Annotated in this window: 26 protein-coding genes; 10 read left to right on the top strand and 16 right to left on the bottom strand. The window is 67.2% G+C overall.

All coding sequences use genetic code 11. From position 1 onward, the window contains the following. The first annotated feature begins 30 nt into the window (after positions 1–30). The gene (locus P2T60_RS16225; RefSeq protein WP_276280279.1) at positions 31–864 is read left to right on the top strand and encodes a mechanosensitive ion channel family protein; all 834 of its coding nucleotides are present in this window, start codon (positions 31–33) and stop codon (positions 862–864) included. Positions 865–926: 62 nt separating this feature from the next. Here P2T60_RS16225 and P2T60_RS16220 read toward each other — a convergent pair whose 3' ends face one another. Next, positions 927–1,571 carry a helix-turn-helix domain-containing protein gene (locus P2T60_RS16220; RefSeq protein WP_276282223.1) on the bottom strand — a complete coding sequence of 215 codons (645 nt, stop codon included), beginning with the start codon at positions 1,569–1,571 and terminating at the stop codon, positions 927–929. Between the two features lie 416 nt (positions 1,572–1,987). Here P2T60_RS16220 and hutU point away from each other — a divergent pair, with 416 nt between their 5' ends. Genes hutU through hutH form a run of 4 tightly spaced genes read left to right on the top strand, consistent with a single transcriptional unit; the run spans position 1,988 to position 7,701 of the window. Beyond that, positions 1,988–3,769 (top strand): urocanate hydratase, encoded by a 1,782-nt coding sequence (gene hutU / locus P2T60_RS16215; RefSeq protein ID WP_276280278.1) that lies wholly within the window; start codon positions 1,988–1,990, stop codon positions 3,767–3,769. Further along, positions 3,766–4,860, top strand: a complete 1,095-nt coding sequence (locus P2T60_RS16210) for an agmatinase family protein (RefSeq protein ID WP_420028687.1) — start codon at positions 3,766–3,768, stop codon at positions 4,858–4,860. The genes hutU and P2T60_RS16210 overlap by 4 nt, the downstream gene beginning before the upstream one ends. Continuing rightward, the gene (gene hutI, locus P2T60_RS16205) at positions 4,857–6,104 is read left to right on the top strand and encodes an imidazolonepropionase (RefSeq protein ID WP_276280276.1); all 1,248 of its coding nucleotides are present in this window, start codon (positions 4,857–4,859) and stop codon (positions 6,102–6,104) included. The genes P2T60_RS16210 and hutI overlap by 4 nt, the downstream gene beginning before the upstream one ends. Then, a complete protein-coding gene (hutH, locus tag P2T60_RS16200) occupies positions 6,097–7,701 on the top strand; it encodes a histidine ammonia-lyase (protein WP_276280275.1) in 1,605 nt (534 codons plus the stop codon). Before hutI ends, hutH begins: the two co-directional genes overlap by 8 nt. A gap of 35 nt (positions 7,702–7,736) precedes the next feature. Here hutH and P2T60_RS16195 read toward each other — a convergent pair whose 3' ends face one another. After that, positions 7,737–8,267: a DoxX family protein gene (locus P2T60_RS16195; protein ID WP_276280274.1), complete on the bottom strand. Its 531-nt coding sequence runs from the start codon at positions 8,265–8,267 to the stop codon at positions 7,737–7,739. 167 nt (positions 8,268–8,434) lie between these two features. Here P2T60_RS16195 and P2T60_RS16190 point away from each other — a divergent pair, with 167 nt between their 5' ends. Next, positions 8,435–8,839 (top strand): universal stress protein, encoded by a 405-nt coding sequence (locus P2T60_RS16190; RefSeq protein ID WP_276280273.1) that lies wholly within the window; start codon positions 8,435–8,437, stop codon positions 8,837–8,839. Positions 8,840–8,956: 117 nt separating this feature from the next. On the opposite strand, the gene P2T60_RS16185 is transcribed toward P2T60_RS16190, so the two are convergent. The 5 genes from P2T60_RS16185 to P2T60_RS16165 all read right to left on the bottom strand — a co-directional run bounded on the left by P2T60_RS16185 (position 8,957) and on the right by P2T60_RS16165 (position 12,115). Then, positions 8,957–9,304, bottom strand: coding sequence for a hypothetical protein (locus tag P2T60_RS16185; RefSeq protein WP_276280272.1), 348 nt, complete (start codon positions 9,302–9,304; stop codon positions 8,957–8,959). After that, entirely contained in the window at positions 9,297–9,533 is a 237-nt protein-coding gene (locus P2T60_RS16180) for a DUF8118 domain-containing protein (RefSeq protein ID WP_276280271.1), read from the bottom strand. Before P2T60_RS16180 ends, P2T60_RS16185 begins: the two co-directional genes overlap by 8 nt. 178 nt (positions 9,534–9,711) lie before the next feature. After that, on the bottom strand, positions 9,712–10,386 hold the full coding sequence (locus tag P2T60_RS16175; RefSeq protein WP_276280270.1) for an RPA family protein: 675 nt from the start codon (positions 10,384–10,386) through the stop codon (positions 9,712–9,714). A 1-nt stretch (position 10,387) separates the two neighbouring features. Next, positions 10,388–11,323: a replication factor A gene (locus tag P2T60_RS16170; protein ID WP_276280269.1), complete on the bottom strand. Its 936-nt coding sequence runs from the start codon at positions 11,321–11,323 to the stop codon at positions 10,388–10,390. 129 nt (positions 11,324–11,452) lie between these two features. Further along, on the bottom strand, positions 11,453–12,115 hold the full coding sequence (locus P2T60_RS16165) for a LysE family translocator (protein WP_276280268.1): 663 nt from the start codon (positions 12,113–12,115) through the stop codon (positions 11,453–11,455). Positions 12,116–12,218: 103 nt separating this feature from the next. Here P2T60_RS16165 and P2T60_RS16160 point away from each other — a divergent pair, with 103 nt between their 5' ends. Genes P2T60_RS16160 through P2T60_RS16145 form a run of 4 tightly spaced genes read left to right on the top strand, consistent with a single transcriptional unit; the run spans position 12,219 to position 14,127 of the window. Beyond that, positions 12,219–12,473 carry a DUF7322 domain-containing protein gene (locus P2T60_RS16160; RefSeq protein ID WP_276280267.1) on the top strand — a complete coding sequence of 85 codons (255 nt, stop codon included), beginning with the start codon at positions 12,219–12,221 and terminating at the stop codon, positions 12,471–12,473. A 44-nt stretch (positions 12,474–12,517) separates the two neighbouring features. After that, entirely contained in the window at positions 12,518–12,796 is a 279-nt protein-coding gene (locus tag P2T60_RS16155; protein ID WP_276280266.1) for a DUF7091 family protein, read from the top strand. A 1-nt stretch (position 12,797) separates the two neighbouring features. After that, a complete protein-coding gene (locus P2T60_RS16150; RefSeq protein WP_276280265.1) occupies positions 12,798–13,814 on the top strand; it encodes a mannose-1-phosphate guanylyltransferase in 1,017 nt (338 codons plus the stop codon). Between the two features lie 43 nt (positions 13,815–13,857). Further along, complete coding sequence (locus tag P2T60_RS16145) at positions 13,858–14,127, top strand: hypothetical protein (protein ID WP_276280264.1); 270 nt, start codon at positions 13,858–13,860, stop codon at positions 14,125–14,127. A gap of 6 nt (positions 14,128–14,133) precedes the next feature. Here the strand turns inward: P2T60_RS16145 and P2T60_RS16140 are convergent, their stop codons facing one another. From P2T60_RS16140 to P2T60_RS16100, 9 genes are all read right to left on the bottom strand, one after another. Further along, entirely contained in the window at positions 14,134–14,808 is a 675-nt protein-coding gene (locus P2T60_RS16140; RefSeq protein WP_276280263.1) for an adenine nucleotide alpha hydrolase, read from the bottom strand. Continuing rightward, positions 14,808–15,593 carry an SDR family oxidoreductase gene (locus P2T60_RS16135; RefSeq protein WP_276280262.1) on the bottom strand — a complete coding sequence of 262 codons (786 nt, stop codon included), beginning with the start codon at positions 15,591–15,593 and terminating at the stop codon, positions 14,808–14,810. The genes P2T60_RS16140 and P2T60_RS16135 overlap by 1 nt, the downstream gene beginning before the upstream one ends. Positions 15,594–15,679: 86 nt before the next feature. Beyond that, a complete protein-coding gene (locus tag P2T60_RS16130; RefSeq protein ID WP_276280261.1) occupies positions 15,680–16,213 on the bottom strand; it encodes a hypothetical protein in 534 nt (177 codons plus the stop codon). Between the two features lie 279 nt (positions 16,214–16,492). Further along, positions 16,493–16,975 carry a Tfx family DNA-binding protein gene (locus P2T60_RS16125; protein ID WP_276282222.1) on the bottom strand — a complete coding sequence of 161 codons (483 nt, stop codon included), beginning with the start codon at positions 16,973–16,975 and terminating at the stop codon, positions 16,493–16,495. 198 nt (positions 16,976–17,173) lie between these two features. Beyond that, complete coding sequence (locus tag P2T60_RS16120) at positions 17,174–17,644, bottom strand: TRAM domain-containing protein (RefSeq protein WP_276280260.1); 471 nt, start codon at positions 17,642–17,644, stop codon at positions 17,174–17,176. A gap of 262 nt (positions 17,645–17,906) precedes the next feature. Beyond that, the gene (locus tag P2T60_RS16115) at positions 17,907–18,116 is read right to left on the bottom strand and encodes a DUF6684 family protein (RefSeq protein WP_276280259.1); all 210 of its coding nucleotides are present in this window, start codon (positions 18,114–18,116) and stop codon (positions 17,907–17,909) included. 42 nt (positions 18,117–18,158) lie between these two features. After that, the gene (locus tag P2T60_RS16110; protein ID WP_276280258.1) at positions 18,159–18,569 is read right to left on the bottom strand and encodes a DUF6276 family protein; all 411 of its coding nucleotides are present in this window, start codon (positions 18,567–18,569) and stop codon (positions 18,159–18,161) included. Positions 18,570–18,633: 64 nt separating this feature from the next. Next, positions 18,634–19,329, bottom strand: a complete 696-nt coding sequence (locus P2T60_RS16105; protein ID WP_276280257.1) for a V-type ATP synthase subunit D — start codon at positions 19,327–19,329, stop codon at positions 18,634–18,636. A 116-nt stretch (positions 19,330–19,445) separates the two neighbouring features. After that, positions 19,446–23,684 carry a PKD domain-containing protein gene (locus P2T60_RS16100; RefSeq protein ID WP_276280256.1) on the bottom strand — a complete coding sequence of 1,413 codons (4,239 nt, stop codon included), beginning with the start codon at positions 23,682–23,684 and terminating at the stop codon, positions 19,446–19,448. Positions 23,685–23,876: the final 192 nt, after the last annotated feature.

The following is a 23,876-nucleotide window of genomic DNA, read 5'->3' as shown; positions in this document are numbered from 1 at the left end:
TTTATACCGATTCGCGTCGTCGGTCCCGCAGTGACGAGGCAAGCGGTGCAATTCGTTCTACAGGGGGACGACATCTCGGACCTCCCGGTCGGCGATTATCTCGACCTCCTCCGGGACTTCGCGGTGGCTATCGCCGTGTTCGTGGTGGTGTATGCAGTCGGACGGAGAATCCTCCTCCCGGCGGTCGAGCGCGCGCTCTCCACCCAGCGAGTCCAAGAGGCAGTCGCTAGCGCGGTGGTAAAGACCGTCCACGTCGCTGTGTTGCTCGCCGCCTTCCGGCTCGCGATCGACGTGACCGACTACGGCTATCTGCTCTCTATCCCGCCGACAGTGGTCGCCGCGCTCACCGTCGCCGTCGGGTTCGCCAGTCGGGACATCGCGTCGAATCTCGTCGGCGGCGTCTTCATCGTGACGGACCCGAAGTTCAACATCGGCGACTGGATTCGCTGGCAGGACAAGGAGGGCGTCATCGAGGACATCAGCTTTCGGGTGACGCGGGTCCGAACCTTCGACAACGAACTGCTGACCGTGCCCAACTCCCAACTCGCCACCAGCGCCGTGGTCAACGCCGTCGCCAAGTCGCCGCGCCGCATCTCCCACACGTTCCACGTCGGCGACGACACCGACCTCGGCGCGGTGGCGACCATCCTCGTAGAGGAGGCCCAAGCGAGCGGGAACGTCCTCGACCGACCGACCCCGACCGTCCGCGTGGTCGAACTCGACGAGGGACGGGCGGGCGTGCAGGCCCGCTACTGGATAGACCAACCGTCGCGCGAGGCGTTCGTCACCATCCGGTCGGAGTACCTCCAGCGCGTGAACCGGCGGTTCAACGAGGCGGGCATCGAACTCCCGGAGAGCTGGTAGCACCTGTCTGAAAGAACGATATAGGATGCTTTAGAAAATATATACATTTTCGTGAGCAATTTCTACAATGTCTCGGCGAACGACCGCAGGAGTTTGTTCTCGGCGCGTCGGAGGTGTTCCTCGAACGTCCGGCGTTCGACGCCCATCGCCGACGCGAGTTCGGCCGTGGTCGCCTCGCGGGGAATCCGGTAGTAACCCATCTCGGTCGCGGTCAGCAGTGCCTCGCGCTGGCGCACCGAGAGGTCCGGCAGGGCCGAATCGAGCGTGAGCAGTGGTCGGTCGGCCCGGACCGACCGGACCTCGCGCTTGGACTCCACGACCACCGAGAACTCGGCGGCCACGTCGCGGTAGAACGCGGTCAGGTTCGCGGGGTCCAGCGCCAGCACGCGACACCACTTCCTGCCCTCGGCGTACCGAAGCGGCGGCACGAGCAGGCAGTCGTGGGCGGCGAGGGTCGCCTCGATGGGGTCGTCGTCGCGCTCCTTCAGGCAGTCGTCGGTGATGAGCAGTCGCTCGTCGGCGTCCGCGATTCGCTCGCGGACGCCGACCGCTCGCTCGACGTGGGCGACGACCGCCTCGCCGCCCGCGCCGCCGACATGCAGGAGGTCACAGTGGTCGTTGCACCAGAGTTCGACCGTCGTGTCGGTGCCCGCGGTGGCGGCGGCGTACGCGCCGGGGTGTTCGATTCCGAGAACCGCTTCGTGCATCCGAGTCGGGATTTCGAGGCGACAGTATTGAACGCCGCGTTCGAGTTGTGAGATTCGGCGTGGCACAGACCGTAAAGTGACGGAGGGATAACTCGGTGTGCCGACGACGAGACGGCAGAGCCAGCTACTGCTTGAGCCAACGAGGACCGCACAGCACCGCGACCGCACCGCCACCGCGCCCCGGACCTCCCCGACCGTTCGCGCCTGTCGGCGCTCACGGTCGCGTCCCGTGAGTTTCACTCCGAGCGCGTCCCGTGAGTTTCGCTCCGAGCGCGTCCCGTGAGTTTCGCTCCGAGCGCGTCCGAGGACGTGACGGCACACGAGACGCGAGCGACTGCGGAACCGAACGAGATACTTAAAACACCCTCCCTAAGGCGGTATTCAGGTATTTGGCTCTCGCGCCCGAACGTCGTAGTATGAGCGAAGGGCAACCGGAACAGACAGACGAGAACCGAGACGCCGGACACGGCGTCGGCGAACCGAGCGAGCAGTGGAAGGAGTACCGAGGTTCGCCCACCGGCACCGAAATCGAGTGCGAAGGGTGGCGACAGGAGGCCGCCCTCCGGATGTTGAACAACAACTTAGACCCCGAGGTGGCCGAGAAACCCGAGGAACTGGTGGTCTACGGCGGCACCGGGCGGGCCGCCCGGTCGTGGGACGCCTACGACGCGATTCTGGCCGAGTTGCGCGAGTTGGACGACGACGAGACCCTGCTGGTCCAGTCGGGCAAACCCGTCGGGCGCTTCCGGACCCACGAGAAGGCCCCCAGAGTCCTCATCGCCAACTCCAACCTCGTCGGCAAGTGGGACGACTGGGACCACTTCCACGAGTTGGAAGCGAAGGGTCTCATCATGTACGGCCAGATGACCGCGGGGTCGTGGGCGTACATCGGCACGCAGGGCATCATCCAAGGTACCTACGAGACGCTGGCCGAACTCGCCGACCAACACTACCCCGACGACGACGGACTCCGCGGGAAAATCGTCGTCACGGGCGGACTCGGCGGCATGGGCGGTGCCCAACCGCTCGCGGTGACGATGAACCACGGCGTCTGCATCGCCGCGGAGGTGGACGAAGACCGCATCGACCGCCGCATCGAGACGGGATACTGTCAGGAGAAGACCGACGACTTAGACGAGGCAATCGAGAAGGCGAAGGAGGCCGCCGAGAACGGCGAACCCTACTCGGTCGGCGTCCACCTCAACGCCGCCGACATGCTCGAAGGGATGCTCGAACGCGGGTTCGTCCCCGACGTAATCACCGACCAGACCAGCGCACACGACGAACTCGAAGGCTACTACCCCTCTGGCTACACCGTCGCGGAGGCCGACGAACTCCGCGAGGATGACCCCGAAAAGTACGTCGCGGAGAGCCTCGACACGATGGAGCGCCACGTACAGGGCATCCTCGACATGCAGGACGAGGGCGCGATAGCCTTCGAGTACGGCAACAACATCCGCGGGCAGGTGAAAGAACACCGCGGGATGGACGACGCCTTCGACTACCCCGGATTCGTCCCGGCGTACATCCGGCCGCTGTTCTGCCGCGGGAAGGGACCGTTCCGGTGGGCCGCGCTCTCGGGCGACCCCGAGGACATCCACCGGACCGACGAGGCGGTCAAGGAGTTGTTCCCCGAGAAGGACCACCTCCACCGCTGGATAGACCTCGCGCAGGAACAGGTCGAGTTTCAGGGTCTCCCCTCCAGAGTGTGCTGGTTGGGCTATTCGGCCGGGGACGACGCCGACGACGGAGACGGCGACGGTCTCACCGAGCGCGCTCGGTTCGCGCTCCGAATCAACGAACTCGTCGCCGCGGGCGAAATCTCCGCGCCGGTGGTCGTCACCCGCGACCACTTGGACGCCGGGAGCGTGGCGAGTCCGAACCGCGAGACCGAGGCGATGCGCGACGGGTCGGACGCGATTGCGGACTGGCCGATTCTGAACGCCCTGCTCAACTGCGCGGCCGGGGCCGACATCGTGAGCGTCCACGACGGCGGCGGCGTCGGCATCGGGAACGCCCTCCACGCTAACAACCACGTGGTACTCGACGGGTCGGACCTCGCCGCGGAGAAGGCCCGACGGGTCTTCACCACCGACCCCGGAATGGGCGTGATTCGCCACGCCGACGCGGGATACGACGAGGCAGTCGCGGAGGCCGAGGAGTCGAACGTCGCGGTACCGATGCGGGACCGAGAATGACCGACTGCAGACCAACTTTCGACTGGATGGGACCCTCAAACGATTCGAACGACGAACAGTTCGGCCACGTGGTCGAGCTGGCGAGTATAGACGACGCCGACCGCTTCGACGCCGTACTGGTTGGCGAACCCTTCGACCGGGCGGTCATCGGTCGGAAGGGCGCGAGCGAAGGCCCGGCCGCGCTCCGCCAGCACCTCGCGGGCACCAAGACCCACCACTTCGACGCCGGGCCGGTGGGTTCGGTCGCAGACCTCGGCGACGTGACACTCGGGGATAGCGAGGCGCAACGCGCCTCGGACAGTCGAGTAGCGAGGGACGAAGGTCCCTCGGACCATGCGAGCGGCCAAGGCCGCGAGCAGACGGCGGAGCCGCGAGACGGCGAAGACGGTTCGGGGTCGGTCGCCGACCTCCAAGAGCGCGTCCGGACCATCACCGAGAAAGTCCACGACGCCGACGCCTTCCCCGTTTTCCTCGGGGGCGACAATTCGATGACCTTCCCGAACGCCGCGCCCCTGCTGGAGGAGGGGACGCTGGGCGTCGTCAACTTCGACGCCCACCTCGACGTGCGGGAGGTCGGCGACGACGCGACCAGCGGGACGCCCTACCGTCAACTCTACGAGGCGGGTCTCGACGCCTACGCCTGCGTCGGCGCACGCCACTTCGAGACCTCTACGGCCTACGCCGAGTACGTCCGCGAGCAGGGCGGCGAAGTCGTCACGGCCGAAGAGGTCGGCGACGACGAGGTGAAGGCAATCGACCGCGCGCGAGACGCCCTCGGCGACGTGGACCGCCTCTACGTCAGCGTGGACTTGGACGTGCTGGACGCCGCGTTCGCGCCGGGCGTGAGCGCGCCCACGCCCGGCGGCGTCTCGACTCGCGAGTTGTTCCGGATGCTCCGCCTGCTGGGGGCCGAAAATCGCCTCGCCGGGTTCGAGGTCGTGGAGTGTGCGCCCTCGCTGGAGTCCGGGAGCGCGAATCTGACCGCGAAGGCCGGGGCGCGGGCCGTCGCCCACCTGTTGAGCGCCCGGCCGAAGAGCGAGCGAGACGAGAGCGGCGGGACCGCCGGTCCCGCCGCGGGAGGTCGGCGATGACGCTCACGGCAGTCGTCCACGACGCGGCCGAAATCGTCACGCTCGAATCGGGCGAGGACGCCGGAGACGCCGGGGACGAGACCGAACTCGGTATCTACACCGACGCCGCCGTCGCGGTGGAGGACGGTGAAGTCGCGCGGGTCGGACCGACCGGTCCCGTCACCCGCGAGTTCCCGCCCGAGAACGCCGCCCACGCGGTGGACGCCAGCGGGAAGAGCGTGATTCCGGGGTTCGTGGACCCCCACACCCACGCGCTGTTCGCGGGCGACCGCTCCGACGAGTTCGAGGCCAAACTACAGGGCAAGACGTATCAGGAGATTCTGGAGGGAGGCGGCGGCATCCTCCGGACGGTCAGGGCGACCCGCGAGGCGGGCGACGAGCAGTTGCTCGACAACCTGCTGGGCCACCTCGACACGATGCTGGCCCACGGGACGACGACGGTCGAAGTCAAATCGGGGTACGGACTCGACGCCGAGACGGAACTCCGGATGTTGGAGGTCATCGACCGCGCCGACGACCGTCACCCGGTAGACGTGGTTCCGACGTTCATGGGTGCCCACGCCGTGCCAGAAGGCCGAGACGCCGACGAGTACGTCGAGGAAGTCGTCCAAGACCAGATTCCCGAGGTCGAGTCACAGGGCATCGCCGAGTTCTGCGACGTGTTCTGCGAGGAGGGCGTCTTCGACGTGGACCAGTCCCGCCGAGTCTTGGAGGCCGGAAAGGACGCGGGCATGACGCCGAAGGTCCACGCCGAGGAATTGGCCCACATCGGCGGGACCCAGTTGGCCGCGGAAATCGGGGCCGCGAGCGCCGACCACCTGCTCCACTCGACCGAGGAGGACATCGCGGCTCTCGTGGAGGCCGACGTGGTACCGGTCTTGCTCCCCGGGACGGCGTTCGGTCTCGGCGCGGCGTACGCCGACGCCCGCGCGTTCCTCGACGCCGGTGGGGACGTGGCGATTGCGACCGACTTCAACCCCAACTGCTACAGTCAGAGCATGGGCTTCGCGGCCTCGCTCTCGTGCGTCGAGATGGGGATGACGCCCGCCGAAGCGCTCGTCGCTTCGACCACGAACGCCGCGGCCGCCCTCGACCTGCCGGAGAACGTCGGAACGCTACGGGAAGGTGCGCCCGGCGACGTGGCGATTCTGGACGCGCCGACCCACGTCCACGTCCCGTACAACTTCGGCGTGAACGCCGTCGGGACCGTGCTGAAAGACGGGGAGGTGGTCTACCGTGGCTGAGTCGGGACCGGACTCGGAACCGGTTCGGGCCGACGGCGAGACCCTCGCGCCGGAGGACGTTGCGCGGGTCGCGCGAGAGGACGCGCGCGTGGTCGTGCCCGAGGACGCACGCGAGAAGGTTCGGACCGCCCGCGAGCGAGTCGAAGAGGTGGTCGAGAGCGGCGAAGCCGTCTACGGCGTCAACACCGGGTTCGGCGAACTCGTGGACGAGCGCATCCCCCGCGAGGACGTAGAACAGTTGCAGTTGAATCTGGTCCGGAGCCACGCCGCCGGTGCGGGCCGGGAGTTGGACCGCGAGGAGGTTCGGGCGCTCCTGCTCGGGCGACTCAACGCGCTCGTGAAGGGCTACTCCGGCGTCCGAGAGGTCGTCGTGGACCATCTCGTGACGATGCTCGACGCGGGCGTCCACCCAGTGGTGAAGTCCCGCGGGAGTCTGGGCGCGAGCGGCGACCTCGCGCCGCTCGCGCACCTCGCGCTGGTGCTGGTCGGCGAGGGCGAGGCTGAGGTCGAGACTGGCGAGGGGACCGAGCGACTGCCCGGCGACGAGGCGCTCGCTACCGCCGACCTCGAACCGCTGACGCTCCGGGCGAAGGAGGGCATCGCGCTCATCAACGGGACCCAGTTGACCGTCGGTCTGGCGGCGCTCGCCGTCGTGGACGCCGAGCGCGCGGTCCGGGCCGCCGACGTTGCGGGGTCGCTCACGACCGAGGTGACGATGGGGACTACCGCGGCGGCCGACGACTCCATCGCGGGAGTCCGGCCGCATCCCGGCCACGCCGAGAGCGCCCGGAACGTCAAGCGCCTCACGGCCGACTCCAAAATCGTGGAGTCCCATCGCAACTGCGACCGGGTGCAGGACGCCTACTCGATTCGGTGCCTGCCGCAAGTCCACGGCGCGGTCCGAGACGCAATCGACCACCTCCGGGAGGCGGTCGAAGTCGAGTTGAACAGCGCGACGGACAACCCGCTCATCTTCGACGCCGACGAGACCGACGGCCGAGCCTCCGGCACCGAGAACGCCGCGGTCCTCTCGGGCGGGAACTTCCACGGCGACCCGCTGGCGCTTCCGCTTGACTACCTGACGAACGCGATTACCGAGTTGGCGGCCATCTGCGAGCGCCGGGTGGACCGAATGTTGAACCCGAACGTGCAGGAACCGCACCTCCCGCCGTTCCTGACGGAGGGGAGCGGCCTGCGCTCGGGGTACATGATAGCCCAGTACACCGCGGCGGCGCTCGTCAACGAGAACCGCGCGACCGGGCGGCCCTCGATGGACAACACGCCGGTCAGCGGGAATCAGGAGGACCACGTGAGCATGAGCGCCCAGAGCGCCTTCGACGCGCGGTCGGCCGTCGAGAACGCGATTACCGTGGTCGGAATCGAACTGCTCTGTGGCGCGCAGGCCGCCGAATTTTTGGACGACAGTCTGGCCCACGGCGTCGGCACCGGCGCGGCCTACGAAGCGGTCCGGGAAGTCGTCCCGGCGCTGGTCGAGGACCGGCCGATTCACCACGACATCGAGAGCGCCGACGCGCTGGTGTGGTCGGGACTGCTGGAGCAACGAGTCGAGGACGCGCTCGGAGAATCACTCGCCTGAGTCCCCGGTGAGCGGGTCCGACGGGGCGAGTCCCGTCAGCCCATCAGGTACCGGAGCCATCGGTTGTTCTTCACGAACGCCGCGTCTTCGAGGAACTCGTCGAGGCCGAGGATGCGGCCCGCGCCGAACGCCCCGAGACCGAACAACAGCATCGCGTAGACCACGTGGTCGTCGATGACGAGACCGTTTTCGAGCGGGAGGCTCGCCGCCCAGTAGAACAGCATCATCACCGCTCCCCAGAACGCGCTCCACCGGACGAACGCGCCAGCGAGCAGTGCGAGGCCGACCAGCGTCAGACCCCACTGGTTGAGCGGGTCGATGAGCCACAGCCACTCGTTCGCCATCGTCGCCCAGACGCCGCCGAAGGGGTTGCCCTCCGGAATCGCGTGGAGCAGGAAGCCCTCGGCGGACCACTTCGGGTCGAGAACCTTCGTGATACCGGCGTAGAACAGCGTCCAGCCCATCACGACCCGGAGACCGAACAGCGCGTAGCCGACCCACGTCTCGGAGTACTGGAAGTTGGTGCGCCGTCCGAACAGTTCCGCTTCGAGTTCACGAGTGGACATCGGTCTTCACCTCACACGTGATACTGGGACGGCCAATCCCTTCAAACGGGACAGCGAATCTCAGAACCTGAAAACCGGGCGGAGACGACCCGAAAAACGTTACGGTCGTTTTTGGCGCGCGGGAGTCGAAGTGGTGACTTATCGGGCGGAGAGACGTATCCGGAGACATGTACCAGATACTCGCCGCAATCGGCACCGACGAGGACCGCGCGCTCGAACAGGCACAAGCCATCGCCGACCTACCGCGGAACGGGGACGTGTCGGTGACGCTGTTCCACGACTTCGCCGACGGCAACCCCGAGGGCGCGTCGGTCCATCAGGTCGCGGCGGTCCGCCGGGCCGTCGAGTACCTCGAAGACGAGGGCATCGAGGTCGGATACTCCGAGTCGAGCGGGGACGCCGCGCAAGCCATCCTCGACACCGCCGACGAGTTGGACGCAGACCTGCTCTGTCTCGCGCCGCGCGAGCGAACGCCCGCAGGGAAGGCGCTGTTCGGGAGCGTCACTCAGCAGGTCATCTTGGAGGGGTCGCGGCCGACGCTCGTGGTCGGCGCTGGAGAGGCGGGCGAGTAGTCTCCGGAACGGATTTTATTTCTCTTAGATAGCCATGTGATTTTCAAGCAATTCTATTTACACGTTAGACGAAGGGATTTCGTTCTTGCGTCGTGCGCGCCGCGGCGCGCACGACGCTCACGCGCGCCCGGCAGACCCTCGCGTTCGACGCTCTCTGTCGTCGTCCTCTTCTGCGTTCGACCCGCCGCCCTCCTCTGCGTTCGACCTGCCGCCCTCCTCGGCGTCCGACCTGCCGCTCTCGCCACCGTCTCGCTCGCTCCCTCCGGCGCGAGAAGCGTCGCTTCTCGCGCCGGACGCACGGAACACGCCGTGGTCCGGACACTCGTACACGTCCCGGAGAACGTTCCTGCACGTCCGACCGCAGTCGGGACAGGGCCGGGTAGCGTCCTCGGCGTTCGTGGCGGCTTCCATCTCGCGGTACACCTCGCGCCATCCGGCGCTCGGCGACTCGCGTTCGTCAGGCATCCGACCCTCCGGCGTCCGGCGACCGACCGGCGGCGGCCGTTCGGCCGCCGCCGACCGCTCCCCCGCCGCACCGGAAACACCCCTCGCGGAGGCGCGAGTCGGTGGTTTCGAGACCGCACCGCTCGCACCGCCAGTAGCGGTGGTCGAGTTCGCCGTCGCTGTCCCTACCGTCGTGCGGTCCGGTGACGGACCCGGTACTTTCTTGTAAACGTGGCGTATCCGTAGCCATTGGGCTACTCGAACTGTGGGTACGCCCAGCGTTCGGGTGCTGGTCCCACCCGACGCGTTTCGAAGCGTGGTCGCTGGGCTACTCGTACTCCGATTCTCGCGCGTATTCGGTCGTTCCCCGTCCCCCAATCACCCCCGAAAGTCGGTCGCGTGTCGATTCGCCCGCGCGTCGTCGCCGCCTACGCCTGCGGTTCGGGTTCCGCTTCGGCGTCGGCGTCGTCGCCGCCGTCGGTATCGCTCCCCTCGTCTTGGAGGCTTTCGAGCGCCGAGACGACCAGCGTGTGGTAGCGGTCCAGCGGCAGGTCGTACTGCTCTTGGGCCATCCGGGCGTACTCGTTGACTCCGGCGGCGGTGCCGCCTTCGTGAGATGTCTCCGACATCTCTCCACCGTCGAACGCCTCGATTCGGTCGAGCGTCCGCTCTGCCGTCTCGACCACCCACCGGTCGCGGGTGTCGGGACCGACCTTCGTGATTGACTCGGGGCGCACCGAGACGTTGGTCGTGCCGTCGTCGGTCTCGTAGGTCCGGGGCTTGCCGGTGATGGCGACGTACTCGGGCGGTTCGAGTTCCCGGAGCATGCTCGCGGCCTCGGGTTGGTACTGACCGGCGTAGACGAAGAACGGGTCGCCGTTCGGGTCCACGACCCGGCCCTGCCAGTACTCGCTGTCCTCGCCCACGTCTTCGGTCTCGGTCAGCGTACCGACGATGAAGACGCGGTTCGCGCGCTCGCCGGTCGGGAGCAGGACGTACACCGGCGCTCGTTCCTCGTCCGATTCTTTGAACGTGTGGGTCGCGTCGTTGAACTCGCCAGCGAACACGCGGCGGGCGACCTCTCGGGTAGGTGTCTCGCTCATCTCACATCGACCTCGCTTTGATAAGCACGTCCTCGGTGTTCGTCGGCCCGTCGAGTTCCTCCATCTCGTCCACGAGGAGGTACCGGCCCATCGTCGGTCCGGCGACGCGGTAGTACAGACCGAGGGTCTCCTCGCGCATCTCTTCGGCGACGACGGTAGTGTCCAGCGCGTCCATCGCCATGTCCTGTGCTTCCTGCAGGCCGATGCCGGTCAGTTCCTCGGTCGCTTCCTTGTCGAAGATGACTTGATGGACTTCGGTCCCGTCGTCCACGACGCCCTTGATTCGGAGATCGAACTCGCCTTCGACCTCGCCGTGTTCGGAACACCGGCCGTTCTGGAGGACGCGGGTGCAGTCCTCCTCCGGACAGCGTTTGATGAGACCCGACCCGCTCTGGATGTCCACCAGCGCGCCTTCGACCTCGGCGGTGTCGTCGCCGACTTCGATGTCCTCGTCGGACTCCTCGATGGTGGTCGTGCGGTTGAGTTTCACCGAGTAGTCGCCCTGATACTCGTCGGAGACGAGGTTTCCGAGGTGGTAGACCTTCCCTTCCTCCAACTCTTGGAGGTCGGAGTCGGCCCACTTGGTGAACTTGATGGTGCCCGTCTCGTCGCCGAGCAGACCGACCTGACCCACGGCGTCGCTCCGGGGGTCCCAGAGGTCCACGACTTTGGCGGTGAGGCTAAGCCACTGCTCGTCTTCGTTCACGTCTTCGACGTTCACTTGCTCGGAGCCACCGCCGCCGCTCCGGATGTCGTCGCGTTCGAGTCCCGCTTCGTCGAGGTAGTGGCTGACGACGCTCCGGCGGGCCTCTTCGAGGGGAACCCGGTACTCGTTGACGAGGTTGTCGAGGCGGTCCTCGATTTCCTCGGCTGTCAGGTCCAAGTGTTCGGAGAACTGTTCGCGTATCTCTTCGGCGTGCTGGCGCACATCGCTCATGGTGTATCAGTCTCCGCGTCGTTTTCTCCGGGAGACATGCGACGGGTTAGTGCGCTACCCTATAAAAAGCTACGCAACCAGAGTGAAAGTGAAAGAGCGGTCGAAAGCGACTCTCCCGCCCGTTCGCGCTCAGCGAGATTCGAGCGCCAGCGCCGCGCCGAGACCCACCAGAACCGACCCCGAGACCCACCGCAGACCGTCGGCGAGGCGCGGGCGAGTTCGGAACGCGGTCCGGACGCCGCCCGAGAGCAGGCCGACCGTCCCGAGATAGCACGCGGTCAGCACGGCGTAGGTCCCGCCGAGCGCCAGCATCTCCGCGGTCGGCGTGCCAGCACCGCCGCCAGCGCCCGCGCCGACGAACTGCGGCAGGAACGCGAGGAAGAACAGCGCGACCTTCGGGTTGAGGACGTTGACGGTCACGCCCCGGAGGTAACTGCTCCGGAGGTCCGAGTCGGGTGCCGCGACACTGCCAGTGCCGTCCGAGAGTTCGAAGTCATCGCCGCGCCAGAGCGTCTTCGCGCCGAGGTAGAGCAGGTAGGCCGCCCCCGCATACTTGACCGTCGCGTACGCGAGCGCGGACGCGCGCAAGAGCGCGGCGAGTCCGAGCGCGGCCGCGCTCGTGTGGACGAGGACGCCCGTGCTGACCCCGAACGCGGAGGCGAGACCACCGCGTTTGCCCGCCGAAACGCCCTGCGTGAGGACGAACACGGTGTCCGGGCCGGGCGTCAGGACCAGCGCCATCGCCGCCGTGACGAACAGGAGATAGGTGTGGAGGTCGATACTCGAGAGCATGCGATTGACGGAGCGTCGGCCCTGTCGGTGTTAAGTGTGCCGTTTGGCGCAGTTTGCACCCCCGGCCACACGACTGTTGTCGCCGCCCGCGGTAGTGTAGACGATGTTCGGTCCGCTGTCGCCCGAGGACGAGGAGGCCGACCGGGACCTCCGGACGGGTCTCCGGAGCGGCGCGCCCGAGACGTTGCGGGCGTTCGTCCTCCTCGCGGTGTCGGTGCAGGTCGGCCTGTTCGCCCTCGCGCTCGGCGTCATGCTCGTCGCGTTCCGCGGCCAGCGGACCCTCGGCGGCGCGCTGGCAGTCGCCGGACTCCTCGTCCTCGGACTCTCGGCCCTCGCCTACCGGAAGTACCGACCGTAGCCCACGAACAAACCTATCTTCCCCGGACTCCAACACCCGGTCAAATGGACGACCGCCTCGAAAGCTTCCTCCGCTCGAAGATTCGGTCCGCCGGGCGGCAGTACGCCGACGCGAAGCGGGCCTACGCCAGCGCGCGCCGGTCCGCCTTGGCCGACCTGCCCCAAGACGACGAGGGGAAGGCCAAAATCGTCTGTCGCCGGTACGCCGAGCGCCGGGCCGTCGAACTCGACAGGGAGGCCCGGCCCGCCTGCTTCGACCCCGACCACCCCGACTGCGAGGGATGCGTCCGAGACGTGCGCGACGGCCGCATCGAGACGTGGTAAGATGGCAGGGGTATTCGACCGACAGCTCGTCGCCCTCGTGATGGCCGGTGGGACCGGAACCCGACTCTACCCGGCCAGCAGGTCCGACCGACCGAAACAGTTCCTCTCGCTCGGCGGCGGGGACTCGTTGCTCGCTCGGACGGTCTCGCGCGTCGGATTCGCCGACGAAATCTACGTCTCGACTGCGGCGGCCCACGCCGACCGAGTACGCGAACAGACTCCGGAAGCGGGCGTCCTCGTGGAACCCGCGGCCAAGGACACCGGTCCGGCGCTGGTGTACGCCGCCCACCGCGTGCGCGAACAGGTCGGCGAGTGCGTCCTGCTCTGCCTGCCGAGCGACCACCTCGTCGCGGGCGGGTTCGAGTCGGCCGCGAGGACCGCGGCCCGCGCCGCAGTCGAAACGGGGGGGCTGGTCGCGTTCGGCGTCGAACCGACTCGACCGGCGACTGGCTACGGCTACGTCGAACCCGGCGATTCGGACGACGAGTGGGCCGAAATCGAGCAGTTCCGAGAGAAGCCCGACGCCGAGACCGCCGAGCAGTTCGTGGCGGACGGTTTCTACTGGAACGCCGGACTGTTCGCGTGGACGCCCGAGGCGTTGCTCCGAGAGGCCCGCGACTCGCCGCTCGGGTCACTCGTCGCGGCGCTGGACGAAGGGCGTCCCGAGCGCGGATTCCGAGAGGTAGAGTCGGTCAGCATCGACTACGCGGTGATGGAGCGCACCGACGACGCCTACGTCGTGCCCGCCGACTTCGAGTGGGACGACGTGGGCGCGTGGGACGCCGTGGAGCGCGTGGTCGAACCCGACGAGAACGGGAACGCGACTCTCGGGGACGCTCTCACTATCGACGCCGAGAACAACGTCGTGGCGAGCGACGGCGAGACCCACGTCAGCGCCGTCGGCGTCGATGGACTGGTCGTCGCGGCCTACGACGACCGAGTGTTGGTCGCGCCGAAAGACGAGGCCCAGCGCGTGCGGGAAGTCGTCGCGGAACTGCGCGAGCGAGGACGGTTCTGACGGCCGGTCGAACTTTTGCGGTGGGCGACGTACGCCCGCCGCCATGTCCGAGACGCCCGAGGGCGAAATCGTGGAAGAGACCGACGACTACGTTCACGTCCGGTTCCGCGACCCGGACGACTTCGACACCATCCGGACGCCGGACTGGGCCGAGAACGCCGCCAGCGACGTTGCGGAGGGTGCCGAAGTCCGGACCGGAAAGCTGAAAGACAGCGACGACTGGCGAGTCGAGAGCGTGCTGATTCCCGCCGGGACAGACGACGAGGAAGCCAGAGACGAGGCCGAGCGGATAGTCGAGAAGATGGAGTCCTGAAGTCGGTCACTCTGCCGCGAGCAGGTCGCGGTAGTGAATCGTCGCGTCGCCGTGGCCGACTTCCTTCGTGACTCGCTCGCCGAGTTCGACCGGGACCGGCCGGTCGAAAATCGGGCCGTCGTGGACGAAGGTGTGGAACTCCCCGTTCTCGCCGCAGGGGTCCACGTTCTCCGGGCGGTCCGCGAGGAAATCGGCGTCGAACCGGCGACCGGCGAACGAGGCGTCGAGCGCGTCGTCGTCCACTGCGACCACGGTGGCCGCGAACGCGTCGGCGAACTCTCGGGCGACCGTTTCGGTGTCTCGACCCCAGACGGGCCAGTGGCCCTCGATTTCGGCGTCCGCGAGGCGACTCTCGCGGTAGGCCCGCACGTCTTCGAGGTAGAGGTCGGCGAAGGCGACTCGCTCGACGCCGCGGCGCGCGTAGTCGGCCATCGCGTCGGCCATGACTGCCTCGTACTCGTCGTTCGAGGCGTCTCCGGGGAGTTCCACGAACCGAATCGGGAGACCGATTGCGTCGGCCTGTCGCTCGTAGAGACCCCGGCGGACGCCGTGCATGCTGGCGCGGTCGGTGTCGGCCGAGACGGTCGTGAGGAGTTCGCGGACGGAACTGTCTGACTCGCGCATCTTCCAGAGCGCGTACGCGGCGTCCTTGCCGCCGCTCCACGAGAGAACCGTCCCCATCAGCTTCGGAGTCGGCCGCCGTCCACGGGCACGGCCGCGCCGTTGACGAAACTCGCGCGCTCGCTGGAGAGGAACGCCACGGCGTCGCCGAGTTCGCGGGGGTCGCCCACCCGATTCAGCGGGATGTCGTCGGCCCACGCCGCCAGTCCCTCGTCGTAGGTGTCGTACTCGCCGCGTTCGACCGCGGCCTCCACGAGTTCCTGAATCCGAGGCGTCTCGTGCGCGCCCGGAAGGACCGCGTTGACTCGGACTTCGGGAGCGAACTCGCGGGCTTGGGTCTTCATCAGACCGACGACGCCGCGCCGGACCGCGTTCGAGAGGACGAGTCCGTCGATGGCCTCCCGGACGCTGGTGGACGTGACGTTGACGACGGTGCCAGCGTCACTCTCCGCGAGGTGGGGGTGGGCGGCCTTCGTCAACCAGACCGCGCTCATCACGAGAAGGTCGTAGGCCTCGTACCAGTCGCGTTCGGTGGTGTCGAGGAACGGACCGCCCGGCGGGCCGCCAGCGGAGGTGACGAGGTGGTCGAGTCCCCCGAACTCGGAGACGGTGGCGTCCACCAGCGCCTCGATTTCGTCGGGGTCGGTGATGTCGGTCGGCACGGCCACCACGTCGCCGTCGCCCGCCGCGTCGATTTCCTCCTCGGCGTCGGCCAGTTGCTCCTCGCCGCGGGCGCAGATGGCGACGTTCGCGCCTTCCGCCGCGAGCGCCTTCGCAGAGGCGCGGCCCAGACCGCTCGAACTCGCCGTTACCAGTGCGGAGTTACCCGTTAATCCGAGGTCCATGACTCGTGGTTCGGAGGCCGAGGTGAAAGCTCTCGGGGTGGCGGCTATCCGTTCGGTAGCGGAGTGCGGCCGTCGGACTGGCGACGTTACGCGTCGATGCGACCGGTCGTCTCGCCGCGCGGACGGCCGTAGCGCGCCGCGAGTTCGTCCAGTTCGTCGGCGTACCGGGCGTCGAGTCGTTCGACCTCCCGGCGACCCTCGTCGGTGAGTATCCAGTCGGTGACGCGGGCGTCGTCGGACGTGCGGGCGTAGGCCGCGGGGTCGTCGGGGTCGCCGTCGGCGGCGAGCGGTCCCAAGTCGAACCGCTCGGCGCGCAGGTCCGACGCGGCGAGTTCCTCGACGCGCCGGACGAGACCCTTCTCGTGGAGTTGCGTGAACGTCCGACGGACCGCGGACTTCCGGACGGTCGCACCCGCGGCACCCTCCGGGCCGACGTTGGCGTAGTCGCCGCGTTCGACGACCGCCGTGATGTCGTCTAACACGTTGCTGACGGTGGTGGGCGCGTACCGGTCGTAGTCGCCGCCCGCCATGTGGTGGAGTATCGTACGCTCGATGTGACCGCTCGTCCGTAACTGGTCGTCCAGTTCTCCCGGCCCGGCGTTTTCCGTATCTTCCGCCATACCAGACGTTACGTAATTGCGTTGCATTAAACCTAAGGGACGTTACGCACTTCGGGGCGGGCGAGGCGGTCTTTCTGCGGGACCGCCGCCGACGCGAGTCTTCACGGCCGACGCACGCGCCCGCGAGTGCCGTCGGCGCTCGCGGGCCAGTGGCACTCGGGGTATCGGCGGTTTCGGTTCCCCAAGCGACACCGTACGCCGAGTAGCCACTTTAGCACGTTTCAGACACATCTATAGATATTCTAGGAAATCAAAATTAATGCTAAAAGAAACGAGGAATCACGTCTCTCGGCTCACTTCCCGAGACTTGCGGACCGTCACCTCGCCGTCGGTGGTTACGCCGATGAGCAGGTCCTCGTTCACTTCCCGGCCCTCCACGGCGTCTCCGGCCTCGTCGCTCACGCGCTTCATCAGTTCCGGCGCGGCGTGGTTGACCTTCACCCCGGCCTCGTCGCAGGCGTCGTAGACCCGGGAGGGAACGTCGTAGAGGTCGGTCCCTCCGGTCACGACCACCCGGACCGGCGCGCGCAACGCCTCGGCGAAGGCCACCGTCTCGCGGGCCTTCCGGACGTTCTCGCGGGCACTGGACTCGACGCTGGAGACGTTCGCGCGCGAGGTGCCGAGCGACTCGGCGATGGTCGCTTGCGCGACTCCTCGCTCGCGCAGGGCCAGCACCTCGGCCTGTCGGCGGGTCAGGACGCTGGTCTCGGCGTCGAACCCCGCGCGGTCCAAGATGTCGTCTACGTCGTACTCGTCGCTCACGGCCGACCCTCCGCTTCGGTCGTCGCGGGCGTCTCCGACGCCCGCGACCCCTCGTGGCGTGCGCTCATGCACGCCGCTACGCACTCGTCGGAAAAAAACCCGCGGCGGGAGAACCGCGCTCGCGGTGAAACGCCCGGTTCGCGGCGAAGAACGCTGTTGGGACTGTCCACCCCGCCGTGACCGGCTAGTCGTCCGGCGTTAGCTACCCCAGAAGTTGTCGCGGCTTCCGAGTTGCGGCCGCGACGGGCCGTCGTCGTCCGACTCGTCCGCGTCGTCGTCGGCGGCGGGGTCACCGCTTCGCTCGTCGGCGGGGTCGGTCTCGGTCGCGTCTTCGTCGTCGGGCAGGCGTTCGACTTCCTCGCCCTGCGCGTGGTTGCTGTGGACGTTGGTAATCTTGACCTTCGCGCGAGCGTCGGGCAGGACGCCGTCCACGAGGACGATGAATCCGTCGTCGGTTCGACCGACACCGGCACCGCTCTCGTGGATGTCCTCGACATCTACGATTACTTCCTCACCCGGTTGGACGGGAGCGGTCTTGAGGTCCGAAATCGGCTGGTTGTAGTGCTGGCACCACTCCGCGCCGCCGCGGTCGCCGTAGTGTTGGCAACCCATTCCCTCGATGCGCTCCTGAAAACTCGGGCAGTCGTCGGCGAGTGGACAGTCCGACATGGCTGTGGATACTTGCCGGTCGGCCTAAACCTTTACCTTCCACCTTTTGCCGCGGGCGGCGCACGAGCGCGCCGCCCTCGCAAAAGCTGGACCAAAGCCGTCGTCACCCCCACGAGCGCCTTCGGCGCTCGTTCGAGGGTTCCTCGGCCCGCTCGCTCACTCGCTTCGCTCGTTCGCTCGCGGTGGAGTTGCGGGGTGGAGTTATCGGGTAGAGTTGCAGGTGGACCGTCCGCCGAACCGCCGTCCGCAGAGACCGCCGTCCTCAGATGTAGTAGGCCGCGACGTAGGTCAGGACCGCCAGCAGGATTAGCGGGACGAGGTGGAGACCGAGCGCAATCGCCGTCACGAACAGCGACGACGGCCACGGCGAGGTGAGCAGAAGCACCGCGATGAAGAACGCGAGGATGAACAGCGGGACGATGTTCACCGAGATGTCCAGAAGCGTCTCGCGGTTGAACACTGGGTGTGGCATGGGACTTCGAACGGTCCCGTCCGGTTTAACGGCGTCGGCCACCTACCCGTACAGCAGTTGCTCGGCCTGCGTCCGCCGCCGGGAGAGGTCGAACGCGGGTTCGACTCCGGGGTCGGTCGTCAGTCGGTCCAACACCAGCAGTGGGTCGGTGCCCCCGCGCTCGACCCGTTCGAGCAGGGCCGAAATCTCGGACCGGTAGAGCGCCAGCGAGTCGAGCAGTCCGACCGCGAGCGCCATCGCCGCGCCCGTCTCGCCGTCGGGGAACGAGTCGGAAATCGCCGCGAAGTCGGGCGTCTCGTCGGCCGACGAGACGCCCGCGGACGACTCCGACGGGTCGAGTCGGAGACAGCGGGTGCAAATCGCGGCGTAGTCGGTGTCCTCTGGCAGGTACTCGCGCAGGTCGTCCGGAACCCGGAACGCCACCCGCTCGTTACCGCAGTCGGGACAGGTCATACTGGCGAGTCGGTCCGAACGGTGAAAAGCGTCGGTGGAGCGAATCGCAGAGAGAGCGCCTCGGTCAGTCTGCGGTGACGACTTCCTCGCCTTCCGCGGCGGCGGCTTCCGCGGCCTCGCGCTCTTCTTTGGCTTCCTGCTCTTTCTTGGCCTTGATTTTCTTCAGGCGGAAGATTTCCTCGCGCTCCTGCTCTTCGAGTTTCTGCTCGATGTACTCCTGATTCTCCTTGAGTTCGGGCAGAAGCTTGAACTCCAGCGCGTTGACGCGGCGCTTGGTGGTCTCGATTTCGGTCAGCATCTTCTTCATCGCGGTTTCGACTTCCGCGGCGAGGATGATGCTCTCTAGAAGTTCCTCGTAGGCTTCCGCGGCCTCGTCGATTCGCGCGCTGGTTCCGAGGACGCCGTACCCGCGCTCGTCCAGCCCTTTCCGTACCTTGCTGGACTCGATTTGGGGGACGACGACGCCCATGATGTTCTTGGACTCGGTGGTGATTTCGGGGTGTTCTTTCAACGCGGCCGCCGCACCGCGGACCGCCACGTCGCCCTCCATCGCGCGAGCCATGTTTATCTTCTGCTGGGCAGTCTCGTAGTTCTCCTCGAGACCCGAGCGTACGTCTTGGGCTTGGTCGAGGATGTCCATGAACTCCATGATGAGACCGTCACGCTTCTTCTCCAGCGTGTCGTGGCCCCGCTCGGAGAGTTCGATGCGGTCCTCGATTTGCATCAAGTTCTTCCGAGTGGGCTTAACGTCCTTGGCCATCTTAGGGGAAGTTTGTGGCTCAAGGGGGTTAACCTTTTACTGTTCAGCCGAAGTCCCCGCGTTGGGACCGGCGAACCGTTCCGACACCGGAAAAACGAGAGACGCGCCGGGGGCGCTCAGTCGGTACGGTTTATCGCCACGCGGTCGATGGCCATCGACTCGTCGTGGTCGTCTTGTTCGAGACCGTTCGTGAATCGAATCTCGTACAGCGTGCCATCGATGTCGCTAATCGTACCCGAGTACGTCCGCTCGGGCGGGGATTCCCATCTGGAACAATCGACGTTCGGCCACCTGTCGCCGTCCGTGCCGAGGTGCTGGTAGTTATCGGATTCGACGGTGTGCCAACCACTGTCGTCCCGGTACTGGAACCTGAATCTCTCGCCGTCCCAACTGTCGAGCGGAACGACCGTGACGCTGTACGTGAAGCCGTTCACGTCGGCGTCGAGCGTCTTGCTCACGCGGTTCGTCTGTGCCCAATCGCTACAACTCGGCGCGAGAACGTCGATGCCGTCGCCCGACCGCGTTTGGAGGTTGCCGGTCTCGCTGGTGAACCCCGCGGTACCGGACTCGAAGTCGGTGTCCACGAGGGCCGCCGTCGGCGCGTCGTTCGCGTCCGCTCGGTGGATGTCGCCCTCACTGCCGAACACCCAGTAGCCGACCTGCTCGGTGGTGTGGCCAGTTTCCGAGTTCGTGCTCTGTTCTTCGTCAACGAGGACTTGGACCGACCCGGAGCCGAACGACCGATACCGGAGTCCGGCGGTGTCGGGCCCGTCGAAGGTCTGCATGTCCGCGACGAACGTTCGGTCGGAACTGTACGAGTCGGCGAAGTCGATGCGGTGCCAGTGGTGGTCCACAGTGTTGGGCGTGCGACCGACCTCGAACTCGGTCGCGTCGGTCGCCCCCTCGCCGGGTTCGACCGCGACGTAGCCGACGGTCTCGTGGGCGTGGTCGCCGCGCGCCTCGGATTCCTGCAGGAAGGTCTCGAACCCGTCGGCGCTCACGTCCCGGTTGCGAGTCACCACGGGGTCGCCTCCGTTACGGGTTTGGGGTTCCGTGAACACGACCGGCGTCGAGTCGAACGACTGGGCGAACGAGACGCTGGCGGAGTGCTCGTCGGTGGTGACGTGACCGACTTCGACCGTCGTCCCGTCGTCGAGTTCGTACGTGCCCGACTCCAGCACGAGGTAGTGGACCGTCTCGGTCACGTGGCCGCCGTTGAGATACTCCCACTCGTCTATCTGGATTTCCATACTGTCGCCGGTGACGTTCCGAACGCGGGCGTGGGCCGGGTCCGGTCCGGCGTGGCTGAGCGGTTTCGCAATCACGACCGGGTTCTGATACGTGTTGTCGAACTCGACGGTCTGCCACGTCCCTTTGTCGGCAGTGAGCGAGAGTTCGCCCGTCTCGCCCACGACCCCGCTGAGACTACCGCGACCCGGCACCTCGACGGTTTCGCGCGCCCGATTCCCGTCGTCGTCCAACACGACCAGCGACACCTCCACGGGGTCCGAGTCCAGCGGGACCGTCACCGTCGATTCGTACGAATCGACGGTGCCGTCGCCGTCTACGTCCCACGCGTAGCCCGAGACGTTGCCGTCGGGGTCCACCGACTCGCTGGCGTCCAGTCGCACGTGGGTCGCGTTCGGCCGGGTCTCGTCAACGTCCGGAATCGGGGGCTGGTCGGTCGTGGCGTTCTCGGCGACGGTCACCGCGAGCGTGTCGCGGGCGATGCCGCCGTCCGGTCCGGTCGCCGTCACCGTCACCGTGTAGGTGCCCGTCTCGGCGAAGGTATGGGCGACCTGCGTTCCGGTCGCGGTCGCGCCGTCGCCGAACCGCCATTCGACGCTCACCGCTTCTGCCGACTCGTTCTGAATCGTCGCCGCGAACGCCGTGGACGCGTTCACGCTCGCGTTGAAGCTACTCCCGGCGTCAACCGTGAACGAAGCGTTCACCGGTTGGGAGGTCGCCGCCGACTCCAGATACGCCTCCTCGCCCGTGAGCGCGTAGTCCAACACCGCGTTCTCGAACGCGGGCGTGCCCGGTTCGAGTCCGGCGTCGATGGCGGCTTGCTCGGCCGCCGACCGCTCGTCGTCCGGCAGGTCGTCAACCGTCACCAACTCGCTCGGATAGTTCGGGTCGTAGAAGCTCTCGGGCGACTCGCCGTCCTCGTAGTGGAAGTGCGACTCGCTACGGTTCTTCACCCGCCAGTCGTCGCGGAACTCGCCGTACAGCGCGTCGTAGTCCGACGGCGACACCGCCGTCCCGTCCGCCAGTGCGATGTCCGGCGCGTCCTCGGCGGGCGTGCCGAGAATGCCTTCGACCGCGTGCTGGCGGTCGTCGTCCAGCGTCAGCGACACGTCGAGGAACCGCCCGCGGTGTTCGACCGTGAGGCGTTCGTCGCCGTCGTCGACCTCGCCGTCCTCGCCGGGGTAGACCACGACGTAGTTCGACCCGCGCCGGAAGATGGTGCCGTTGCCGACTTCGAGATGGTCGGTCGCGTCGAGCGCGTGACGGGTGCCGTCAACCACCAGCGGGGTGTCGTCGGACGAGTCGATGGTGACGTTGTGGCCGTCGAGCGACGTGGCGGCCGCTTCGATGACGCTCACCGGCCCGTTGGGGTAGGGGTCGAGGCGACCTTGGACCGACAGCGACCCGTTGGGTGCGCGCGCCAGCACGTACTCGCCCGCCGCCTGATAGTCGTAGTTGCGCCCGTCGAACGTCGTCAGGTGGGGGTCGCCCACTCCGTTCCCGCCGTCGGGATTATCCGGTGGGTCCGGTAGACCCGGCTTCGACGGGTCGTCGCCCACCTCCGTCGGCAGGACCGTAATCGTCTCCGTGGCCGTGTCGGTCGCCCCGTCGTCGTCGGTCACCGTCAGCGTGACCGTGTACGTTCCGTCGGCATCGTAGGCATGTTCGGCCGTCGGCCCGGTCGCGTCGGTGGTACCGTCGCCGTCCACGTCCCACGCGTACTCAGAGATGTTGCCGTCGGGGTCGCTCGACTCGCTCGCGTCGAACGCGACCGACTCGCCCGCGCGAATCGTCGTGTTCGAGGCGTCGATGCGCGCGGTCGGCGGCGTGTTCACCCGCACCCGAATCGTATCGGTGTCGGTCAGGTTGCCGCCGTCGGTCACGCGCAGGGTGACGTTGCGCGCGCCCGACGTGTCGTAGACCTGCGAGACGGTCGCGCCCGTCTTCTCGAATGCGCCGTCGCCGTCTACGTCCCAGTCGTAGCGCACGATGTTGCCTTCGGGGTCGGACGACGCCGTGCCGTTCAGCGTGAGCGGTTCACCGACGCTGGCGCGTCGGTCGGACTCGCTGGCGTCGGCGGTCGGCGGCGCGTTGACGTGAACCGTCGTGGTGGTGGTGTTTTCGACGCCGTAGGCGTCGGCGACGGTCAGCGCGACGGTGTGGTCGCCGGGCGTCTCGAAGGCGTGGGTGACGTTCGCGCCGGTGGCGTCGGTGGTGCCGTCGCCGTCGAAGTCCCACTGGTAGGCGCCGATACCGCCGAGGTCGTCGCCGGAGGCGGTGGCGTCGAACGCGACCGTTTCGTTGGGGTTCGGGCGGGTCGGCGCGTACTCGAATAGCGCGTCGGGCCGGTCGTTGACGAACAGTGTCACGCTATCGGTGTCGGTGTTGCCGCCGTCGTCGGTCGCGGTCAGTTCGACCGTCTGGTTGCCCAACTCGGTGAACTGGACGGTCGGGGTCGGACCGGTGGCGTCGGCGGTGCCGTCGCCGTCGGTGTCCCAGTCGTAGCTTTCGACGGTGCCGTCGCGGTCGTACGACTCCGTGCCGTCGAGTTCGGTGTCCTCGCCCGCAATCACCATCCGGCAGTCGCCCGCGTTGGCAACCGGCGGGCTATCGGTCTCCGCGCCGCCGCCTTTCCCGCGCACCAGCACCTCTACCGTGTCGGTCAACGTTCGGCCGTCCGCGAGCGTCACGGTCAACGTAATCGTGTGTTCGCCCGCTTTCAGCGTCGTCTCGAACGACTTCTCGGTGGACAGGAGGTCCCCCGACTGGCCGCCGCCGTTACCGTTCCCGTTGCCCTTCTTGCCGCGGTTGCCCGAACTGTCGCGCCACTCGTAGGACGCGACGGTTACGTCGGCGTCGTCGGGGTCCAAGTCCGCGACGAACCGGACCGTCTCGTCTTTGCTCGTCTCGAAGTCCGCGCCCGCGCTCACCGACAGGTTCTCACCGCTATCGGGGGTCGCGCAGGCAAGGATTGGTTGAGACGTGGTTGTCGTCCGGGGTGCGTGCGTCGCGCCGCCCTCCCCCGGTACGTCGAGGGCGGCTAAACCGGGCGTCGACCCGATTATCAGCATCACTACTGACAAACAGACGAGGGATTTCCTCGGCATATCCGACCGCACAAATGGCTGTAAAATAAAATTAATTATTTTCCATACTTTTATCCTCTAGAAAAGGTCGTGGGGCGGGCGCTAGCGACGAATCTGGTCGCCGGACAGACGCGTCGGTCCGGAAAGCGCTACGAACGAGTGCGCATTCGTCGAGCGCCTGCGTCTGCTCTGCGCGAGAGAGTGAAAAATCGT

Origin of the sequence: Halorussus caseinilyticus (assembly GCF_029338395.1) — an archaeon.
In the GTDB taxonomy this organism is placed as follows: Archaea; Halobacteriota; Halobacteria; order Halobacteriales; family Haladaptataceae; genus Halorussus; species Halorussus caseinilyticus.
The sequence above is the reverse complement of the archived record's forward strand: the minus strand, read 5'-3'. Positions and strand labels throughout refer to the sequence as shown.

Coding starts and splice junctions, on each gene's coding strand:
- P2T60_RS16220 (WP_276282223.1), bottom strand. CDS start 1,571: ATGCACGAAGCGGTTCTCGGAATCGAACACCCCGGCGCGTACGCCGCC.
- hutU (WP_276280278.1), top strand. CDS start 1,988: ATGAGCGAAGGGCAACCGGAACAGACAGACGAGAACCGAGACGCCGGA.
- P2T60_RS16210 (WP_420028687.1), top strand. CDS start 3,766: ATGACCGACTGCAGACCAACTTTCGACTGGATGGGACCCTCAAACGAT.
- hutI (WP_276280276.1), top strand. CDS start 4,857: ATGACGCTCACGGCAGTCGTCCACGACGCGGCCGAAATCGTCACGCTC.
- P2T60_RS16195 (WP_276280274.1), bottom strand. CDS start 8,267: ATGTCCACTCGTGAACTCGAAGCGGAACTGTTCGGACGGCGCACCAAC.
- P2T60_RS16190 (WP_276280273.1), top strand. CDS start 8,435: ATGTACCAGATACTCGCCGCAATCGGCACCGACGAGGACCGCGCGCTC.
- P2T60_RS16185 (WP_276280272.1), bottom strand. CDS start 9,304: ATGCCTGACGAACGCGAGTCGCCGAGCGCCGGATGGCGCGAGGTGTAC.
- P2T60_RS16180 (WP_276280271.1), bottom strand. CDS start 9,533: ATGGCTACGGATACGCCACGTTTACAAGAAAGTACCGGGTCCGTCACC.
- P2T60_RS16175 (WP_276280270.1), bottom strand. CDS start 10,386: ATGAGCGAGACACCTACCCGAGAGGTCGCCCGCCGCGTGTTCGCTGGC.
- P2T60_RS16170 (WP_276280269.1), bottom strand. CDS start 11,323: ATGAGCGATGTGCGCCAGCACGCCGAAGAGATACGCGAACAGTTCTCC.
- P2T60_RS16165 (WP_276280268.1), bottom strand. CDS start 12,115: ATGCTCTCGAGTATCGACCTCCACACCTATCTCCTGTTCGTCACGGCG.
- P2T60_RS16160 (WP_276280267.1), top strand. CDS start 12,219: ATGTTCGGTCCGCTGTCGCCCGAGGACGAGGAGGCCGACCGGGACCTC.
- P2T60_RS16155 (WP_276280266.1), top strand. CDS start 12,518: ATGGACGACCGCCTCGAAAGCTTCCTCCGCTCGAAGATTCGGTCCGCC.
- P2T60_RS16150 (WP_276280265.1), top strand. CDS start 12,798: ATGGCAGGGGTATTCGACCGACAGCTCGTCGCCCTCGTGATGGCCGGT.
- P2T60_RS16145 (WP_276280264.1), top strand. CDS start 13,858: ATGTCCGAGACGCCCGAGGGCGAAATCGTGGAAGAGACCGACGACTAC.
- P2T60_RS16140 (WP_276280263.1), bottom strand. CDS start 14,808: ATGGGGACGGTTCTCTCGTGGAGCGGCGGCAAGGACGCCGCGTACGCG.
- P2T60_RS16135 (WP_276280262.1), bottom strand. CDS start 15,593: ATGGACCTCGGATTAACGGGTAACTCCGCACTGGTAACGGCGAGTTCG.
- P2T60_RS16130 (WP_276280261.1), bottom strand. CDS start 16,213: ATGGCGGAAGATACGGAAAACGCCGGGCCGGGAGAACTGGACGACCAG.
- P2T60_RS16120 (WP_276280260.1), bottom strand. CDS start 17,644: ATGTCGGACTGTCCACTCGCCGACGACTGCCCGAGTTTTCAGGAGCGC.
- P2T60_RS16115 (WP_276280259.1), bottom strand. CDS start 18,116: ATGCCACACCCAGTGTTCAACCGCGAGACGCTTCTGGACATCTCGGTG.
- P2T60_RS16110 (WP_276280258.1), bottom strand. CDS start 18,569: ATGACCTGTCCCGACTGCGGTAACGAGCGGGTGGCGTTCCGGGTTCCG.
- P2T60_RS16105 (WP_276280257.1), bottom strand. CDS start 19,329: ATGGCCAAGGACGTTAAGCCCACTCGGAAGAACTTGATGCAAATCGAG.
- P2T60_RS16100 (WP_276280256.1), bottom strand. CDS start 23,684: ATGCCGAGGAAATCCCTCGTCTGTTTGTCAGTAGTGATGCTGATAATC.